Origin of the sequence: Actinopolymorpha pittospori, assembly GCF_014873875.1 — a bacterium.
Lineage (GTDB): Bacteria > Actinomycetota > Actinomycetes > Propionibacteriales > Actinopolymorphaceae > Actinopolymorpha > Actinopolymorpha pittospori.
This window is the reverse complement of sequence record NZ_JADBEM010000001.1, coordinates 9,946,855-9,966,234: the sequence shown is the minus strand read 5'-3', so window position 1 is coordinate 9,966,234 and position 19,380 is coordinate 9,946,855. Positions and strand designations below refer to the sequence as shown.

Genomic DNA, 19,380 nt, shown 5'->3' with positions numbered 1-19,380 from the left:
GGGCGCATGAGCACAGCGTCCAAGCGACTGGTCCTGATTCGCCACGGCGAGAGCGAGTGGAACGCCAAGAACCTCTTCACCGGCTGGGTCGACGTCAACCTGTCCGCGGCTGGTGAGGCGGAGGCGCGCCGCGGCGGTGAGCTGCTCCGTGAGCGGGGGATCCACCCCGAGGTGTTGCACACGTCCCTGCTTCGGCGGGCGATCCGGACCGCGGAGATCGCGCTGGACGTCTGCGACCGCAACTGGCTGCCCGTCCGCCGGAGCTGGCGGCTCAACGAGCGCCACTACGGCGCGCTCCAGGGCAAGGACAAGAAGCAGACGCTGGAGCAGTTCGGCGAAGAGCAGTTCATGATCTGGCGGCGCTCCTACGACACGCCCCCGCCGCCGCTGGCCGACGACTCGGAGTTCTCCCAGGCCGGCGACGCCCGTTATGCCGACCTGCCGCCCGAGCTGCTTCCCCGCACCGAGTGCCTCGCCGACGTCGTGGCCCGGATGCTGCCGTACTGGTACGACGCGATCGTTCCCGACCTGCGCCGGGGCCAGACCGTACTGGTCGTCGCGCACGGCAACTCGCTGCGCGCCCTGGTGAAGCACCTGGACAAGATCGACGACGAGACGGTGGTCGGCCTCAACATCCCGACCGGCATCCCGCTGTTCTACGAGCTCGACGACGATCTGCGCCCGATCAAGACCGGTGGCGAGTACCTCGACCCGGAGGCGGCCGCCGCCGCGATCGAGGCGGTCAAGAACCAGGGCCGCCGCTGAGGCTCTGACGCCACCCCGTCCGCCGGCCGTGTCCAGGTCGGCGGACGGTTCCGGTGTGACCGCCCACGAAGATCGGGCGGACCGGCCCTTCTCCCGTCTGATGATCAGACGGGAGATCGTGCTCTGATCATCAGACGACGACCGCGCGGCGCTCGCGGAGATCCTCAGTTGTGTCGTGCGTTTCACTCCGCGCGGATGACGGAACCCGCCCGCAGGAGGGAAGGTGGTCTGGTTCGGCTACCTCCGCGGTGCGCATGCACGCGTGCCAGGAGCGTCGACCACGGTGATCACTACCGGTGTTGGCGCGAACGCGCTGGTCGACGCGCGGAGACCAACCCCGTCAGGAAAAGTTCGAAAACGTGCGGGCCGTGGCGCAACCGCGGGCAACGCTCAGGTGTTGGAATCTTCGACCTGCCAAGTGGTGGAGGTCGCGCCGCCGTCCATGATGTGGAAAGCGGTCGCGCCCCTCGCACCGCACGGTTAGCCTTCTGGCATCGGGGACGACGTAGTTCCAGATTCCTTCACTCTCTCCTTACCAGCCCACCAGCTGCAGTCGAGGTGCGTGCGCGCCATGTCAGCGTCACTTAGGACGCTTCGCAAGATCCTTCCCCAACGAGCTGCGGTGCGGTACCACCCGCACGTCCCCGCCTACTTCTTCCCTTCCATCTTGTGACAGGGATTCCCAGCACGGGCGCCTGAGAGCCTCGTGTGGAGAGGGATACGCCGGACCCTGTGGCCCTGCTAGAAGCCACCTGAGTGGGTTCTTCACGCCCGGACAGCGAGACTGACGCGCGACGGTGTGGCACCGCCATGCCCACGCGCTGACAGACTCGCCTGGACCTCACGCGCACGTCCCTGCGTGCTGTGGTGTGCCCGGTGCCTTGATCCGGCTTCCTGCCCTGCCATGGAGTCCACGTCCTCCTTCTCCGCGCGCGACTCGAGCTTCGGAACACCTCGTCGTCGGCGGAGGTGCCCGCGCACTGGTAACAGCTACTCCTGACGCTCCGCCGTCGGCGGGAAAGACGAATCCGTGTTTTCCCTTGGACCCCGCGCCGGGTCCCGGACAAGACCTGCCCTGCCCTCGCCCCGATCGAACCGTCCGTCGCCTTCGACCGCGACGCCGGATTCCCTTTCTGACAAGGCGATCTCCCAACCGGAGACCCCTGTCAAGGGATGGTTGCGCTGGCTCGCTCCCTACCTCGGCCGGCACCGTCGCGCCCTGGTGCTCTCGCTGGTCGCCGCTGCCGCCTGGACCACGGCCATGGTCTCCGCGCCGTTGCTGCAGAAGATCGTCGTCGACGACGCGATCATCGCGCGGAGCAAGCCCGTTCTGCCCTGGGTGGCCGCGTTGGTCGCCGTCGTCGCGTTCCGTGCCGCGAGCAGTTGCCTGTGGCGTGAGACGGGCGGCCGGCTGAGCATCCACGTTCAGAACGACATCCGCGACGATCTCTACGCCCACCTGCAACATCTCGACGCCGCGGCGCACGAACGGATGCAGAGTGGCCAGTTGGTCGCCCGGGTCAACTCCGACCTGGTACTGATCCAACAGGCCGTCGGCCTGCTCCCGCCGGTGCTGGGAACCGTGCTTCAGGTCGTGGCGGCGCTGTTCATCATGGCAACGTTGTCGCCCCCACTGGCATTGGTCCTTTGTGCCGTGCTCGTCGGGCTGGTCGTCGTCGCGCGGCGCCTGCACATGCGGGTCTACGCGGCCTCCTGGGACGCCCAGCAGCGTGAGGCCGACATGACCACGGTCGCCGAGGAGGCGATCACCGGTGTCCGCGTCGTCAAGGGCTTCGGACAGGAGCGAGCCGAACTCGGCCGGTTCGTCGAGTCGCTCACCGTGATGTTCCGCTCGCGTGTGCGCGCGGTGCGGGAACGCTCGCCGCTCCTTGCCACCCTGCAGGCGTCTCCGCTGGTGGGACAGGTGCTCGTGCTCATGCTCGGCGGCTGGCTCGCCCTGAACGGCCACCTGACCGTCGGTACGTTCTTCGCGTTCCTCGCCTATCTCGCCGACCTCAACGGGTCCGCCCGCCTGTTGGCGATGGTGCTCACCCTCCTGCCGCGGGCCCGGTCGGGCACCGAGCGGATCGCCGAGGTGTTCGCCGTCCAGCCCGAGGTGCAGGACCGCCAGGAACCCCGGGAACAGCGTCAAGGCAAGCTTGACGGTCGCGATCACGACCATGACCACGAGGAGCGGGGCGCGTTCGTCAGCTTCGACCACGTGGGCTTCCAGTACTCCGAGGGTCCGCGGGCACTCGACGGCTTCAGCCTGGACGTCCTTCCCGGCGAGACGGTGGCCATCGTCGGTCCGACCGGTTCGGGAAAGTCGACCGCCCTGCAGTTGGTGTCCCGTCTGCGGGACGTGAGCGAGGGTCGCGTACTCCTCGACGGAGTGGACGTCCGGGAGCTGTCCCTGCCCGACCTACGCCGGCGCGTCAGTGTCGTCTTCGACGAGGCCATGCTGCTGTCCGGCTCGATCCGCGACAACATCGCCTACGGCCGTTCGGACGCCACCGACGACGAGGTGGTCAGGATGGCGAAGATCGCCGCCATCCACGACTTCATCGAGGGTCTGCCCGAGGGCTACGAGACCGAGGTCGGCCAGGAGGGGCTGAGCCTTTCCGGTGGACAGCGGCAGCGGATCGCGCTGGCACGCGCCCTGGTCGCCGACGCCGACGTCCTGGTGCTCGACGACGCGACCTCGGCTGTCGACGTCCACGTCGAACGCCGCATCCTCGACGCGATGCAGGACGTCGTGGCCGGCCGGACGGTGATCGTCGTCGCCTACCGGGAGTCGACGGTCCAACTCGCCGACCGGGTGGTCCTGGTCGACGGAGGCCGGGTCGTGGACGAGGGCAGCCACGAGGAGTTGCTGGCCAGGTCCACGCTCTACCGCTCCCTGATGTCGGAGCTCGCGGACGGGGCCACCGCGCAGGAGGAGAACACTGCCACCGCCGAGGTCACACCCGAGGCCTGGCAGCCCTCCGAGCACGCCGTCAACCCGCTGCGGGCCCGCGTCGGAGACCCCGTCTCGCCCGAACTGCTGAGGGCGCTGGCCGCACTGCGGCCGGCCACCGACGAGGCCAGCGTGGACATCGAGCGGGAGGCGACGCGGATCGGCCGGTTCCGGTTTGTCAAGATGGTGCGCACCCAGCAGTGGGGGATCGTCCTCGGTCTGATCCTGCTGCTGGTGGACGCACTCGCCGTACTGGCCGGACCTCTGCTGGTCCAGAACGGGCTCCAGCACGCGCTCGGCAACAAGTCGCTCGGTCTGCTGCTCCTGACCTGTGCGATCTTCGGCGCGGTCGCGCTGATCGACTGGGGCGACGTGTGGGCGACGACGTTCGTGACCTCGCGTACGACCGAACGCATCCTGTACGGCTTGCGGGTAAGGATGTTCGCGCACCTGCAGCGGCTCGGCATGGACTACTACGACCGTACGCACGCCGGCCGCATCATGACCCGCCTCACCTCCGACGTCAACGCGGTCGCCGAGCTGATCCAGGCCGGACTCACCAACGCACTGGTCGCGATCGTGACGTTCACCGGCATGACCGTGGTGCTACTGATCCTCAACCCGACCCTCGCCCTGGTGGTCCTCGCGGTCGTACCGCCGGCGACCCTCGCGACGATCTGGTACCGCCGCGTGGTGGGACCGGCGTACGAGCAGGCCCGGGAGCTCAACTCCGCACTCAACACCTACCTGCACGAGACGCTCGCGGTGCTGCCGGTGACGCAGGCGTTCCGGCGGGAGGCGGCCAACCAGGAGCACTTCCGTGACCTGGCGGGCCAGCAGTTCGTCGCCCGGCGGACGAGCAACCGCGCCACGGCGCTCTACGTCGCGTTCATCGAGTTGCTCGCCGGTCTCACCATCGCCACCACGCTGATCGTCGGCTGGCGCCTCATCGACGCCGGTCAGCTCCAGGTCGCGGACCTCGTGCCGTTCCTGCTCTACCTAGCACTGGCGTTCGCGCCGATCCAGCAGATGGCGACGGTGTTCGACATCTACCAGCGGGCGCGCACCGGCATCACCCGGATCTCGGCTCTGCTCGCCGAGGAGATCAGCGTGCCCACGCCGGAGCAGCCGGCCACCGTCGGTCAGCTGCGCGGTGACATCGAGCTGCGGGACGTCACCCTGCAGTACAACGGCACCCGCAAGCCGGCCCTGCGCAACGCCGACCTGCGCATCGACGCGGGTGAGCGGGTCGCCTTCGTCGGACAGACCGGCGCCGGCAAGTCGACGATCGCCAAGGTGATCACGCGGTTCTACGACACCACCGACGGGCAGGTCGAGGTTGACGGTACGCCGGTGACCCGGTTCAACCCGTCGGAGTACCGACAGGCGATGGGCTACGTCCCGCAGGAACCGTTCCTGTTCTCCCGCACCATCCGGGACAACATCGCCTACGGGACGCCGAACGTCAGCGACGAGCTCGTCGAGGCGGCGGCCCGGGCGGTCGGCGCGCACGAGTTCATCAGCCAACTGGACGGCGGCTACCTCCACGAGGTGCAGGAACGTGGCAAGTCGCTGTCCGCGGGCCAGCGGCAGTTGCTGTGCCTGGCCCGGGCCCTGGTGCTCGATCCTCGGGTGCTGGTCCTGGACGAGGCGACGTCACACCTCGACCTGAAGAGCGAGCGGCGGGTCGAGGAGGCCATGCGCCGGGCGGCCGCCGGGCGTACGACGATCGTCATCGCCCACCGACCGCAGACCCTGCGCTGGGTGGACCGGATCGTGACCGTGCACGACGGCAGGGTGGTCGCGGACCAGAGCTCGGAGGAGTTCCAGGCGGCGCGCATGTCACCCGCGTCGTAGACCACCGCCGGGAGGGTGGTCGGGGATACGCCTGCGCGGACCGCGGCGTGTCTCCGGCCACCCGGGTGTCATCGGGTGCCGAGGCGGTGCGGCCGGTCACCTCAGATGCGGAAGTGGCCGGCCCTGGACGGGCCGGCCACGAGGTCTTCGGTGTGAGGGTGTCAGGCCGGGAGGTCTCCGGGCCGGGAGAGGTCCGGTGGTCGCCGGTCAGGACGTGCGCGCGGGCACGTCGCCGGTGACGAGGTAGATGACCCGGCGGGCCATCGAGACGGCGTGGTCGGCGATTCGCTCGTAGTAACGGCCGAGCAGCGCGATGTCGACCGCGGCCTCCACGCCGTGCTTCCACTCCGCGTCGAGCAGGGTGTGGAAGAGGGAGCGTCGCAGCCGGTCCATCTCGTCGTCCTCGGCCACCAGGTCGACGGCGCGGCTGACGTCGGAGGCCTCCACCGTCTTGGAGACCTTGTGGACCATGCGCTCGGCGACGTGACCCATCTCGGCGATCGTCGGCTTCAGCTCCTCCGGGATCGCGCACTCGGGGTAACGCATCCGGGCGATCTTGGCGACGTGCTCGGCGAGGTCGCCCATCCGCTCCAGGTCGGCCACCATCCGCAGGGCCGCGACCAGGGACCGCAGATCGGCCGCAACCGGCTGTTGCAGGGCAAGTTGCTCAAAGGTGCGTTCTTCCACAAGAGCCTGCAAGCGGTCGATCTGGGCATCCGCGGCGATCACCCGCTCGGCCCGCCTCGCATCGGCCTCCAGCAGGGCGGCCGTACCCTCCCGAACGGCGACCTCGACGAGGTTGGCCATCTCGACCAGACGGTCGTTGAGGTGCTGCAGCTGCTCATGGAATGCGTCTCGCATAGCGAACACCGTAGGTGATCCAGGTGGCGGTGCGAAGTCCTGTGTCAAACAACGGGTGAACAGTGGTCGTCGCGAGGTGGGCGCAGGGCCCTGAGCGGGGCTTACCGCACCGATGTCGGCTTACCATCGTGGCGTGGACGCGACACTTGCCGCCACCCTTGGCGGTCTGGTCGGCCTCGCCGTCGGTGGAGTGGCTGCCCTCGCGTTCCGGTTCAGCGAGCGCGCCCAGGCTCGGGCTCCGGAGCGCCCGGAGCCGGCCGTTCCCCCCGACGTGGCGAAGGTCCTTGCCGTGCTGCGCTCGGCAGCCGTGGTCGTCGGACCCTATGACGAGGTCCGGCAGGCGAGCGCGCCCGCCCGATCCTTCGGCCTGGTGCGTGGCACCCGGATCGTCGTCGAGGAGCTGCTCGACCTGGTCCGCCAGGTACGCCGCGACGGGGAGATCCGCCAGTGCGACCTCGAGCTGCCCCGCGACCGGTTCGGCCAGGACGTCCTGTCGGTCTCGGCCCGGGTCGCCCCCGTCGGCAGCCAGCTCATCCTCGTCCTGGTCGAGGACCGCACCAAGGAACGCCGCGTCGACGCGATCCGGCGTGACTTCGTGGCCAACGTCAGCCACGAGCTCAAGACCCCGATCGGCGCCCTCGTCCTGCTCGCCGAGGCGGTCCAGCACGCGGCCGACGACCCGGAGGCGGTCCAGCGGTTCTCCAACCGGATGCAGATCGAGAGCGAGCGGCTGACCCGGCTGGTGCAGCAGATCATCGAGCTCTCCCGGGTCCAGGCCGACGATCCGGTGGAGGAGGCCTCCGTGGTCCGCCTGGACCGGGTGATCGACGGGGCGCTGGACCGGTCCCGCGTCGACGCGCAGGCGAAGTTCGTCGAACTCGTCCGCGCCGGTGAGACCGACCTGCGCGTCGCCGGCAGCGAGCAGCAGCTCGTCATCGCTCTGGGCAACCTGATCGAGAACGCCGTGAGCTACAGCCCTCACCACACCCGGGTGGTGGTCGACGTACGCCGCACCGCGCCGGACCCCGACACCGCCGGAGTCGACGGCGTGTCGCAGATCATCGAGATCTCGGTCAGCGACCAGGGCGTCGGCATCCCGGAGAAGGAGCTTGAGCGGGTCTTCGAACGCTTCTACCGCGTCGACCAGGCCCGCAGCCGCGAGACCGGTGGCACCGGCCTCGGGCTTTCCATCGTGAAGCACGTGGCGGCAAGCCACGGCGGAGCGGTCGAGGTGTGGAGTGTGGAGGGCGAAGGGTCGACGTTCACGCTCCAGCTCCCACTGCGCAACGATCCCACAGTCGACATCCCTCGCCCCGGTGGACCCAACGGGGCGACCACGGGGGAAGGGCCCGCACCAGCCGGTGACCCCGGCCAGGCGGCGAATGGACGGAACAGTCCCACGATGCCGGCGGGTACCACCGCCGGACGTCGCCCGAAGGAGGCAACCCGGTGACACGTGTTCTCGTCGTGGAGGACGAGGAAAGCTACAGCGACGCGCTCTCGTACATGCTCCGCAAGGAGGGGTTCGAGGTCGCGCTCGCCGCCAACGGCAACGTCGCGTTGGAGGAGTTCGAACGAGGCGGCGCCGACATCGTGCTGCTGGATCTGATGCTGCCCGGACTGCCGGGCACGGAGGTGTGCCGCGAGCTGCGGCGCCGATCCAACGTGCCGGTGATCATGGTGACCGCCAAGGACACCGAGGTCGACAAGGTCGTCGGGCTGGAACTCGGCGCCGACGACTACGTGACCAAGCCGTTCAGCCCGCGTGAGCTGGTGGCGCGTATCCGGGCCGTGCTGCGGCGCGGGTTCGAGGTGAGCGAGGTCGTCCAGGTCACTCTGGAGGGTGGCCCGGTGCGGATGGACGTCGACCGGCACGTCGTCTCGGTCGGCGGCGACGACGTCCGGCTCCCGTTGAAGGAGTTCGAGCTGTTGGAGATGTTCCTCCGCAACACCGGCCGGGTGCTGACCCGCGGGCAGCTGATCGACCGGGTGTGGGGAGCCGACTACGTCGGTGACACCAAGACGCTGGACGTCCACGTCAAGCGGCTGCGGGCGAAGATCGAGCCTGACCCGTCCAACCCGCGCCACCTCGTGACGGTGCGCGGCCTCGGCTACAAGTTCGAGGGCTAGCCCTCGGCCCCCGACTGGCGGGGGTTCGAGGGGCAGGTGGTCTCCCTCAGGGCGGAGTCGACGTCAACGGTGAGTCGACGCCCCGGGAGACCGACGCCCTGGCCAGACCGACGCCCCGGGAGACCGACGCCCTGGCCAGCGCAAACGTCTGGTCGACGGGACATCCCTGATGTTCTGAGTCCGCCGGAGCCACTCGGCCCGGCGGACCTTCGTTTCGGTGGGGCGTCGCCCACCGATCCCTCTCCCCTCGACCTGGGGACTGGTTCGCCTGGTCCGCCTCGTGGATCGGACCCGCGCCGAGCATGGAAAACCGCACCGCATCGCCGAACTTCCGTGGCGGTGCGGTGCGGTGTTTCGAACGTGCTGAGGAGCGTCGCGGCCGTCGGTGCTCAGCCCGGGATGGCCGGGGTGGTGTGGGAGGGCGAGGGCGCGTCGCTGGGAGCCGGCACCGTGGCGTAGTAACCCGACTGGGGGACCACCATGACGTCGAGGCGGACGTCGCCGGCCCGCTCGAACTCGAACGTCATCGGGATGGTCGAGCCGGACTTCAGGGACGAACCCTCCAGGCTGGCCGGGACCGCCCGGCCGAGGCTGGTGTCGACGCCGAGTTGCTTCGTCTGGCCGGCCGGAAGCTCGAGCGGAGCCGAGCCGAGCCGCGTCCGTGCTCCGTTGACCCGCACGCTCACCAGGGAGTCGGCCGACCCGCCGTTGTTGAGGATCGTGCCGACGAGCGTCGCCTCCCCGTTACGAGGAGCGACGGCGATGACGTTGCGGAGCTCGAGCCCGTTGCTGTTGGCCCAGACACCGTCGGACGGCGTGTACGGCTCCTGAGTCTGTGAGCCGGAGACGGCCACACAGCTGGAGAGTACGGGCAGAGCGACTACGACCAAGCCCGCGACGAGGCCGCGGCTGACCCTCGATGACTGCACGGCGTTCCTTCCTCGGAGGTCCACACCCAGCGCGGGCACAGCGTATCGGGCGTGCCTGCGGCACTCCGCGCTCAGGGCACGAAGGCACGCCGAGCCCGCTGCCGGAACGCCCGAGGTGAGACGCCGTGGGCGGCGCGGAAGCACCGCGTGAAGTACGACTGGCTCGCGAACCCGCAGCGGTGGGCGATGGCGGTGACGGTGAGGTCGGTCGTCGCGAGCAGCGCGCACGCGCGTTCGAGCCGCAGCGCCGTGACGAACCGGGTCGGCGAGGTGGCGTAGTGCTCCCGCATCGACCTGGCCAGGTGCGCGGCACTGACGGAGGCGAGTTCGCGCAGGCGCGCCACGCCGTCCCGAAGATTCTCCTCCCGGTGCATCGCCGCGCGGGCCCGCACCAGCCACTCCGGCCGGACCGCGCCGTCGCTGTCGGTGGCGGCCGCGATGCGTACGGCACTGGTCGTCCCCGCGCCGGCGTCGCCGTCCATGCCGGGAAGGCGACCGAAGTCGGTGTCGGCGGCCAGGTCGAGGACGTCGGACCAGAACCGCACCAGGTCGAGCATCGTCGGTGTGCGCTGGAACGCCGTGAGCGCCCGGTCGAACGCCGCCCGCGCCGCGACCGCTCGCCGACCCCGGAGCGACAGCAGCGGAGGCTCCCGGCGCCGGTTCCAGGTCCCCTCCGGGTCGGCGTGGGTCAGGTCGACGAACGCCTCCCAGGCCGGTGCCGGAAACGCGACGTTGACGAAGGCCAGGCCGCGCGGCGGGCGGCCGGCGATCGCGTGCCGGTCACGCGGGCGGACGAGCACCACGTCGCCCGGTTCCAATGGGTGAGACCCCGATCCCGCGTGGTGTTCGCCACATCCGTCGACGACGCCCATGAGCTCGTAGAAGTCGGCGTGCCCGTGCAGGTCGGAGCCGCCGGAGCGGGGCCCGAGCCGGACGTGGGCGGCGTGGAAGGCGCGCCCCAGTGCGTGGGACTCGAACCGGAGCGGCTGCCCGGACGGCATGTCACGAAAGTACACATTCCCGCATTCGCAGTGCTATCTCCGGACCGGTACCGGCTCGACGATGGCAGCAACCACGTCGGCAACCGCCGAACCGGCCAGAGAAAGCAGGGGCAGGACATGAGCGCACCAGCCGTGGACCAGCGGGAGGTCCTCGAACGCTACGACGCCGACGGCTACATGATCTTCCGGAACGTCATCGACCCGGAGCTGATCAACGAAGTGAACGCGCACGTGGAGTGGCTGCAGGCCCGCCACCCCGAGCTCCGCCCGGAACAGCTCGGGCACGTTCTGATGCAAAACGACCCGTTCTGGGTTCGGCTGATCAGTGACGACCGGTTGCTCGACATCGCGCAACTGTTCGTCGGACCCGACATCGCGCTCTTCGCGTCGCACTACATCTGCAAGCCGGCGTACTCCGGTCAGCCGGTCCTGTGGCACCAGGACGGCGCTTTCTGGCCGCTGGAGCCGATGGAGGTCGTGACGCTCTGGCTCGCTGTGGACGCTTCGACGCCGGAGAACGGCTGTGTCCGGTTGGTCCCGGGAACACACAAGCACGACGTCGCGGGGATGCGGGACAACACCGACGTGGAAAGCGTTCTCGGGAAGGAGATCGCCGTCGACGTCGAGGAGGACAAGGCGGTGGACGTCGTGCTCGCGCCCGGCGACGTGGAGGTGCACCACCCGCACATCGTCCATGGCAGCAACGCGAACACGTCTCCACACCGCCGCTGCGGACTCACGATCCGCTATATCCCGACCACGACCCGCATCGTCTCCGACGAACTTCCCTGGGCCAGCGCCTTCCTGCTCCGGGGCGAGCCGGGGGTCAATCCCTACCAGCCCAAGCCCACCTACATCCCCGGAGAACACCTTGCTTTTCGCGGTTGTGAGGAGTGGTCCTGAGGCCTCGCGGAGGGCCCGCTCACCTGCCCGAGCATGGCGGTGTACGGCTTGTCAACCCCCTATCCCCGCGCTGACCTGCGGAAACGTCGAGGGTGCCAGGATCGCCCCGTGTTACCCTTGTCACCAAGGAAGGGGTACCTGACATATGACTTTCAAGGTCGGCGAGACAGTGGTGTACCCCCATCATGGGGCTGCCGTCATCGATGACATCGAGACACGCAAGATCAAGGGCGAGGACAAGATCTACCTCGTCCTGCGCATCGTCGCACAAAGCGATCTCGTTGTCCGGGTCCCTGCGGACAATGTCGACCTGGTCGGCGTTCGCGATGTAGTTGGTCAGGATGGTCTTGAGAAGGTCTTCGAAGTCCTTCGCGCGCCACACACGGAAGAACCGACCAACTGGTCGCGGCGTTACAAGGCCAACCTCGAGAAGCTCGCCTCCGGTGACGTCATCAAGGTGGCGGAGGTAGTTCGAGACCTCTGGCGTCGTGAGCGCGACCGCGGACTGTCCGCGGGTGAGAAGCGGATGCTGGCCAAGGCACGCCAGATCCTCGTGTCCGAACTCGCACTGGCAGAGAACACCAACGAGGACAAGGCCGAGACCCTCCTCGACGAGGTGCTCGCTTCCTGACGACGCTCGTCAGCCCTCGGCCCCGGACAAACCCCGGGGCCGAGGTTTTCCTTGCGCTCGGGTGCGCCCGCACCCCTTCCTGGCTTCGTAGAAGTGATGAGAACCGCTGCGATCATTCCGGCCGCTGGGCGTGGCGAACGCCTGGGTCCTGGCATTCCCAAGGCGCTCCGCGTGCTCGGTGGCGCCCCTCTGCTCGTCCACGCGATCCGCGCCGTCGACCAGGCGCGTTCGGTCGACCTCGTGGTCGTCGCCGCCCCACCTGACGACGTGACGGCGGTCGAACGCCTGCTCGCCGACTACGAATGGGGCAGTGACGTTCACGTCGTCCCCGGCGGTCAGGACCGACACGCCTCCGTCGCCCGCGCGCTCGCGACGCTGCCGGCCGACGTCGACGTGGTGCTGGTCCACGACGCCGCCCGTCCGCTCGCCCCGCCCGAACTCGTGGACGCGGTGGCGATGACGATCCGGCACGGGGCCGACGCCTGCGTCCCCGTCGTCCCCCTCGCCGACACGGTGAAGGTGGTCGCCGGCGACAAGGTCGTCCGAACCCTCGACCGTTCCGAACTCCGTGCGGTCCAGACGCCGCAGGGGTTCCGGCGGGCCGCCCTCGCCACCGCGCACGCCTGGGCGGCCGGCCTGCCCGTCGACGAGTTGAGCGTCATCACCGACGACGCCGGCCTGGTCGAGTGTCACGGCGTGTCCGTCGTGGCCATCCCCGGCGCGGAGGAGGCGTTCAAGGTCACCCGGCCGCTCGACCTGCTGGTCGCGGAGGCGCTGTTGACCAGGCGGAGGGCCGCCAGTGGCCGCTGAACCGGCCGGAGACCTCAACCTGCCGAGAGTGGGCACCGCCATCGACGTCCACGCGTTCGCACCGAACCTGCCCATGTGGGTCGCCGGGCTGCACTGGCCCGAGGAGGACGTCGGCCTCGCCGGGCACTCCGACGGCGACGTCGCCGCACACGCCTGCTGCGACGCCCTGCTCTCGGCCGCGGGCCTTGGTGACCTCGGCTCCCAGATCGGAACGTCGGACCCCGCATGGGCGGGCGCCTCCGGGGTCGTACTCCTCGCCGAGATGACGCGCCGGGTGAGCGCCGCCGGTTGGCGGGTCGGCAACATCTCGGTGCAGGTCGTCGGGGTTCGCCCCCGGATCGGCCGGCGCCGCGCGGAGGCCGAACGCGTACTCGGTGAGGCCTGCGGCGCGCCGGTCAGTGTGTCGGCGACGACGACGGACGGGCTTGGCTTCACCGGACGCGGTGAGGGCCTCGCCGCCTACGCGACCGCCCTCGTCGTCCAGCTCCGACCCTAGAGGTCGCGTGTCCTGACCGGCGTCTCAACCGCGCCGGACGCGGTCGCGCAGGTGGGTCACGCCCTCGGACTCGATGACCCTCGTCTGTTCCAGCTCGATCGGCTCCCCTCCGAGGTGGTCGAAGAGTCGCACACCCGATCCGAGCAAGACGGGGGCGACGCTCACCTGGATCTCGTCCAGCAGGCCGAGACGGAGGAGCTGCTGAACCGGGTCGGCGCCGCAGACGGAGATCTTCCGGTCGCCGGCGGCCTTCCGCGCGAGTTCGAGGGCACGCTCGATCCCCTCGGTCACGAACGACACCCGCGGGCTCCACTCGCCGTGCGTGGGAGCCTCGTGGGTGAGCACGAAGATCGGTGCGTCCACCGGATGGCCGTCCTTCCAGCCGCGCGCGATGTCGAACGTTCGGCGGCCGCTGATCATCGCGCCGCAGTCCGTCATCCACTCGTCGATGACGACCTTGCTCGCGTCCGGTGGGACGAGTCGGCGTTCGACGCGGTTGGACTCCGGACCGGCGGCCATCCAGGTGAACAGGCGCTCTCCGCCCCGGCCGAGCGGATGCTCGGGTCCGTCGTCGGGGCCGGCGATGAATCCGTCGAGCGACATGCTCAGATCGACGATGACGTCACCCATGGTGGTGCTCCTTCGCTTCGGGGGAGTGTCCTCACCCCTCTCACCTGCTGGTCGGAGCGAAACCCGTCGATCGGACATGCCAACCCCCCGATCCGTGGGGGCAAGCCCCACCGGATGATCAACTGATCGGTGGATGTGACCGGGTGCGGCCGTTCGCTACGTTCTGGAACCAGCGGGCCGCCATGGCCCGCTTCTTCTACATGGAACGGGGTTCAGCGATGACAGACGTAAGCCGGCGTGGCCTCCTTACGGGGACCGTCGCGCTCGGTGGTGCCGCTGGGCTCGGGCTGGTCGGCACCTCGGCGGGCGTCGCTTCCGCCGAGGAGCTGACGTCCCGGGTCCGCACCGCTGGTAAGGGAGGTGCCGGCGGTTCCGGCGCGATCAGTCCCGACGACCCGCGCTACGCCGACCTGGTGCTGCGCGGCCAGAACAGGCTCTTCTCCAGCAGCCCCGACCAGATTCGGGTGCCGCGCTCGACCGAGGACGTCGTCCGTGCGGTCGAGGACGCGGTGAAGTCCGGCAAGCGGATCGCGGCTCGTGGCGGCGGCCACTGCTTCGAGGACTTCGTGGACAACCCGCAGGTGAAGATGCTGGTGGACATGTCGCAGCTGAACGACGTGTCCTGGGACGAGCGGCACGGAGCCTTCTCGATCGGTGCGGGCGCGACGCTGGACGAGGTGTACGACGCGCTCTACTACGGGTGGGGCGTGACCGTGCCAGGCGGCGGCTGCCTGTCCGTCGGGGTCGGCGGCCACTTCTGCGGCGGCGGATACGGCCCGCTCTCCCGCGTACACGGGTCGGTCGTCGACCACCTGTACGGCCTGGAGATCGTGGTCGTGGACAAGTCCGGTCGGGCTCGGCCGGTCATCGCCACCCGGGAGAAGTCCGACCCCAACCGCGACCTGTGGTGGGCACACACCGGTGCCGGTGGCGGAAACTACGGCGTCATCACGCGCTACCTCATGCGCAGCCAGGGCGCCTCCGGGAACGATCCGACCAAGGCGTTGCCACAGCCGCCCGCGACCCTGCTGAGCAACCTCGTCCTGTGGAGCTGGCCGGCGGTCACCAAGGAGTCGTTCACCCGCGCGCTCACCAACTACTTCTCCTGGTACGCGAAGAACTCCGCGCCGGGCTCGCCCTACGCCAGCCTCTACAGCCCGTTCCTGATTCCCCCCAGTGCGGCCGAAGGGTTCCTGCTCTCGACGCAGATCGACGGCACGCTTCCCAACGCCAAGAAGCTCCTCAAGGCGTTCAACGACGCGATGATCGAGGGGCTGAGTCCGGCGCCGTTCGTCTCGGAGTCGGTCGAGGGCCCGTTCCTCAACATCACCCGGGCGCGCTCGATCGCGGAGAGCATGTCGCCGACGCGGGGGAAGTTCAAGGCGGCGTACCTGCGCAAGCCCTACACCACCAGCCAGATCGAGACCATTCACACGCACCTCACCGACCCCGACTACCGCAACCCGGCCTCGACCCTGCTGTTCGTGCCCTACGGCGGCCAGGTCAACACCGTCGACCCGGCCGCGACCGCCACGGCGCAGCGGAGCTCGTTCATGAAGATGGTCCTGTCCACGAGCTGGACCGACCCGACGCAGGACAAGAACGAGATCGCCTGGACCCGGAACCTCTACAAGGACCTCTACACCGAGACCGGTGGCGTACCGGTGCCGAACGACGCCAACGAGGGTTCCTACATCAACTACCCCGACTCCGACCTCGCCGACCCGGAGTGGAACACCTCCGGCGTGCCGTGGCACACCCTGTACTACAAGGGAAACTACCCACGTCTGCAGCGCATCAAGGCCCGCTTCGACCCGCGTGACGTCTTCCGCCACTCGTTGTCCATCGAGTTGCCGGACTGACTCGCGCTCCTCCAGCAAGGGCGCCGCTCACCGACAGGTGGGCGGCGCCCTTGCCATGTGGACACATCTTTCGGGAACCCCTGCCGTGGTCGCGGACACATTCCAGGTACGGGACCGAGATCGTTCTGGGAGGAAGTTCGTGCGAAGAACACGATGGCTCGCCCTCGCGCTCGCCGCGGCGGCCGTGGCCGGGTCAGCGGGAACCGCCGCGGCGACCACCAACACCAACGCCGGCACCAACACCAACACCGGCGGCACGCCGGCGAAGGTGACGGGCGCGCGCACCCCGGCGAACCCACCGGTGGCACCGAAGACGGTGAAGACGGTCACGCTGGTGACCGGTGACAAGGTCGAGCTCGCGACGTACGCCGGTGGCCGACAGGGTGCCGACTTCGAACCGGGTCCGGGCCGGGCCGGCATCGGCTACGTGGAGCGGCGCACCGGCGGCGACCACCTCAGCGTGCTGCCCGCCGACGCGCTCCCGCTGGTCGCCGCCGGCAGGGTGGACGCCCGGCTGTTCGACGTCACGGCGCTGGCCGAGCAGGGGCTCTACGACCAGGCCGACGGCCAAGCCGGCAAGGAACTTCCGCTCATCCTCACCTACACCACCAACCCGACCCTGCGCGCCTCGGCCAGGCGCGACCTCTCCGCGGCCGGGACGAAGGTGACCCGCGAACTCGCGAGCATCCGCGGCCAGGCGGTGCGGACCCCCACGGCCGCGGCCGGGAGGTTCTGGACCGAGATCACCGCCGGTGCTACGGACGCGCGGACGCTCGACCCCGGCGTCGCGAAGGTGTGGCTGGACGGGCAGGTGCGAGCCTCCCTCGACCAGAGCGTCCCGCAGGTCGGTGCGCCGACCGCGTGGGCGGCCGGATACACCGGCAAGGGTGTGAAGGTCGCCGTCCTCGACACCGGCATCGACGCCCACCATCCCGACCTCTCCGACGCCGTCGCGGCGGCGAAGGACTTCACCGAAACCGGCAGCACGCAGGACGGCGACGGTCACGGTACCCACGTCGCCTCCACCATCACCGGCAGCGGAGCCGCCTCCGGCGGCCGCTACAAGGGGGTGGCTCCCGACGCCGAACTGCTCGTCGGGAAGGTCCTCGACGACGGTGGGTTCGGCCAGGACTCCTGGATCATCGCCGGCATGGAGTGGGCGAGCGCGCAAGGTGCCGACGTCGTCAACATGAGCCTCGGCAAGGACAACACCCCCGAGCTGGATCCGGTCGAGGCTGCGCTCGACGCGCTCACCGAGGAGAACGGCACGCTGTTCGTGGTGGCGGCCGGAAACTCCGGACCCGACGCCGGGACGATCGGGTCGCCAGGCAGCGCCGCGGCCGCGCTCACGGTGGGGGCGGTCGATCGGTCAGACCAAATGGCGGAGTTCTCCAGCCGCGGCCCGAGCCTGGACGGCTCCGCGCTCAAGCCCGAGATCACCGCGCCGGGCGTCGACATCGTCGCCGCGCGGGCCGAGGGGACCAACCCCGGTCCGATCGTCGAGGAGAACTACACCGTCATGTCCGGCACGTCGATGGCGGCGCCACACGTGGCCGGCGGCGCGGCGATCCTGGTCCAGCAGCACCCGGACTGGACCGTGGAGGAACTCCGGTCCGCGCTGGTGGCAAGCGCCACACCGACGCCGGGGCTCAGCGTGTTCGAACAGGGCGCCGGGCGGCTCGACCTCGCCCGGGCGATCAACCAGCACGTCCTGGCCGAACCCGCGACCCTCAGCCTCGGTCTGGCCGACTGGCCACACACCGACGACCAGCCGATCAGCCGCACCGTGACCTACCGCAACACCGACCAGGTGGCCGTCACGCTCGACCTCGCCGTGACGGCGACCGGCTCGGACGGAGCGCCGGCCCCGGCCGGGATGTTCACCGTGACGCCCGCCCGGATCGTCGTCCCCGCCGGTGGAACGGCGCGGGCCACCGTCGTGACCGACACCTCGGTGCCGGCCGCGGACGGCTCCTTCAGCGGACAACTCACCGCCACCGCGGGCGGAAGCCAGGTCAGCCGTACCCCGATCGGCATCGTCCGGGAGGTCGAGTCCTACGACCTGACCGTCGACGCGCTCGACCGCGACGGGCAGCCCGCGGAGACGGTCGTCCTGCTGACCGATGTCGCGACCGGCGCGATCCGTGACCTCCCGCTCCCGGGAGGTTCGACCACCGTGCGGCTGCCCAAGGGCCGCTACGACCTCGCGACCAGTTCCTTCTCGACACCAGACACCGGCGAGCGGGGCACCGCGACCCTCATGGCCCGCCCCGACCTGCCGCTGGACCGGAACACCTCGGTCACCCTCGACGCGCGCAAGGCACGTCCGGTGCGAGCCGTCGTCGACTCCGCGAAGGCCGTACCGCAGGGCAGGCAGTCCATCTGGGTCGCGAACAACCACTCCGGCTACCAGATCTGGGGCGGCGACGACCCGAACCGCGGCAGCGGCGACCTCTACGTCACCCCCACGCCGAAGGTGCGGACCTATCCGTACACGTTCGGGCTGCTGTCAGCGCTCACCGAGCCGGAGCCCGCGAAGGGGTCCCGCGACGTCCCGCGCGGATACAACCTGCACGAGACGAAGCAGGGACAGATCCCCTCCCCGCCGGTCTTCCGCGTCCACGACCGCGATCTCGCCGCCATCACCGGCACCTACCACAGCCAGGGCGTCGCGGGTACCCGCACCGCCCACCTCGCGAGCATTGCGACCGCGCCGAACGAGGGATCGACCCAGGACATCGGCTACGACGTCCGCGTACCCGGCCGGCGCATCGACTACTACTCGGCCGGACCCGACCTGACCTGGACCCGCAGCCTCGCCGGCGACGAGGGCGGCGAGGACAACGGTCGTGGCCGGGAGTACGTCGCGGGCCGGACCTACGTCGAGAACTGGAACCGTGCCGCGATCGGCCCGATCGCGATCCCGTTCTCCTACGGCGGAACGCTGTTCCCCTCACTCAGGCTGTTCTCACCGGCGGATTCCAGGCACAGCTTCGCTCCCGCGTGGGACGCCACCGGAATCACCACGACGACCAGTCTGAGTCGAAACGGCCAACCGCTGGGCAGCAACGAGGACCTGTCGGGCGGCACCTTCGAGATCCCGTCGGAGCCCGGGACGTACACGCTCACGACGCGGGCCACCCGGGCAGTGCCCTGGTCGACCCTCGCCACCCGGGTCGACGCGAGCTGGACGTTCAGCGGCGGGCCGTTCGAGGACTTCGAGGGTCCGGGCCTGCTCGGCGTCCGGATCGAGGGTGACTTCGACCAGCGGGACCGGGCCCCGGCCAGGGCGTTCCCGCTGCGCATCGGGGTCGAACGCACCGACGGCGTGCAGCCGAAGGGGACCACCCTCACGCTTCAGGCGTCCTTCGACGACGGGCGGACCTGGCGCCCGCTCACGGTGACGCGCACGGGTGCCGGCTTCCGCACGGTCGTGCCGAAGACCCCGGCCGGCGCGGCGTTCGTGTCGCTACGGGCGAACGCGAGCGACGCCGACGGCAACCGGGTGCGGCAGAGTGTCGTCCGCGCGTACGAGATCCTGCGGTGACC

At 69.7% G+C, this 19,380-nt stretch carries 14 protein-coding genes; 10 read left to right on the top strand and 4 right to left on the bottom strand.

Annotated features, from left to right (window positions below):
* The first annotated feature begins 6 nt into the window (after positions 1-6).
* Both HEB94_RS46045 and HEB94_RS46040 read left to right on the top strand, forming a co-directional pair.
* A complete protein-coding gene (locus HEB94_RS46045) occupies positions 7-765 on the top strand; it encodes a phosphoglyceromutase (RefSeq protein ID WP_192755678.1) in 759 nt (252 codons plus the stop codon).
* Positions 766-1,942: 1,177 nt separating this feature from the next.
* Complete coding sequence (locus HEB94_RS46040; protein WP_192755677.1) at positions 1,943-5,578, top strand: ABC transporter ATP-binding protein; 3,636 nt, start codon at positions 1,943-1,945, stop codon at positions 5,576-5,578.
* Between the two features lie 207 nt (positions 5,579-5,785).
* Here the strand turns inward: HEB94_RS46040 and phoU are convergent, their stop codons facing one another.
* Positions 5,786-6,439 (bottom strand): phosphate signaling complex protein PhoU, encoded by a 654-nt coding sequence (gene phoU / locus HEB94_RS46035; RefSeq protein ID WP_192755676.1) that lies wholly within the window; start codon positions 6,437-6,439, stop codon positions 5,786-5,788.
* A 133-nt stretch (positions 6,440-6,572) separates the two neighbouring features.
* Between phoU and HEB94_RS46030 the strand changes: the two genes are divergently transcribed.
* Together HEB94_RS46030 and HEB94_RS46025 are read left to right on the top strand one after the other, a co-directional pair.
* Positions 6,573-7,892, top strand: coding sequence for a sensor histidine kinase (locus HEB94_RS46030; protein WP_337918440.1), 1,320 nt, complete (start codon positions 6,573-6,575; stop codon positions 7,890-7,892).
* Positions 7,889-8,569 (top strand): response regulator, encoded by a 681-nt coding sequence (locus HEB94_RS46025; protein ID WP_192755674.1) that lies wholly within the window; start codon positions 7,889-7,891, stop codon positions 8,567-8,569. Before HEB94_RS46030 ends, HEB94_RS46025 begins: the two co-directional genes overlap by 4 nt.
* A 389-nt stretch (positions 8,570-8,958) precedes the next feature.
* Here the strand turns inward: HEB94_RS46025 and HEB94_RS46020 are convergent, their stop codons facing one another.
* Both HEB94_RS46020 and HEB94_RS46015 read right to left on the bottom strand, forming a co-directional pair.
* Positions 8,959-9,498 carry a copper chaperone PCu(A)C gene (locus tag HEB94_RS46020; RefSeq protein WP_192755673.1) on the bottom strand — a complete coding sequence of 180 codons (540 nt, stop codon included), beginning with the start codon at positions 9,496-9,498 and terminating at the stop codon, positions 8,959-8,961.
* A 71-nt stretch (positions 9,499-9,569) separates the two neighbouring features.
* Positions 9,570-10,499: an AraC family transcriptional regulator gene (locus HEB94_RS46015; protein ID WP_192755672.1), complete on the bottom strand. Its 930-nt coding sequence runs from the start codon at positions 10,497-10,499 to the stop codon at positions 9,570-9,572.
* Positions 10,500-10,616: 117 nt separating this feature from the next.
* On the opposite strand from HEB94_RS46015, the gene HEB94_RS46010 reads away from it, so the two are divergent.
* The 4 genes from HEB94_RS46010 (at position 10,617) to ispF (ending at position 13,339) form a co-directional block, all read left to right on the top strand.
* Positions 10,617-11,402, top strand: coding sequence for a phytanoyl-CoA dioxygenase family protein (locus HEB94_RS46010; RefSeq protein ID WP_192755671.1), 786 nt, complete (start codon positions 10,617-10,619; stop codon positions 11,400-11,402).
* 145 nt (positions 11,403-11,547) lie between these two features.
* Complete coding sequence (locus HEB94_RS46005) at positions 11,548-12,033, top strand: CarD family transcriptional regulator (protein ID WP_192755670.1); 486 nt, start codon at positions 11,548-11,550, stop codon at positions 12,031-12,033.
* 96 nt (positions 12,034-12,129) lie between these two features.
* Positions 12,130-12,843 carry a 2-C-methyl-D-erythritol 4-phosphate cytidylyltransferase gene (gene ispD / locus HEB94_RS46000; RefSeq protein WP_192755669.1) on the top strand — a complete coding sequence of 238 codons (714 nt, stop codon included), beginning with the start codon at positions 12,130-12,132 and terminating at the stop codon, positions 12,841-12,843.
* Positions 12,833-13,339, top strand: coding sequence for a 2-C-methyl-D-erythritol 2,4-cyclodiphosphate synthase (ispF, locus tag HEB94_RS45995; RefSeq protein ID WP_192755668.1), 507 nt, complete (start codon positions 12,833-12,835; stop codon positions 13,337-13,339). The genes ispD and ispF overlap by 11 nt, the downstream gene beginning before the upstream one ends.
* Positions 13,340-13,363: 24 nt before the next feature.
* On the opposite strand, the gene HEB94_RS45990 is transcribed toward ispF, so the two are convergent.
* A complete protein-coding gene (locus HEB94_RS45990; protein ID WP_192755667.1) occupies positions 13,364-13,969 on the bottom strand; it encodes a dihydrofolate reductase family protein in 606 nt (201 codons plus the stop codon).
* A gap of 218 nt (positions 13,970-14,187) precedes the next feature.
* Here HEB94_RS45990 and HEB94_RS45985 point away from each other — a divergent pair, with 218 nt between their 5' ends.
* Both HEB94_RS45985 and HEB94_RS45980 read left to right on the top strand, forming a co-directional pair.
* Entirely contained in the window at positions 14,188-15,831 is a 1,644-nt protein-coding gene (locus HEB94_RS45985) for an FAD-binding oxidoreductase (RefSeq protein ID WP_192755666.1), read from the top strand.
* A 139-nt stretch (positions 15,832-15,970) separates the two neighbouring features.
* Entirely contained in the window at positions 15,971-19,378 is a 3,408-nt protein-coding gene (locus HEB94_RS45980) for a S8 family serine peptidase (protein WP_192755665.1), read from the top strand.
* The last annotated feature ends 2 nt before the right edge of the window (positions 19,379-19,380 follow it).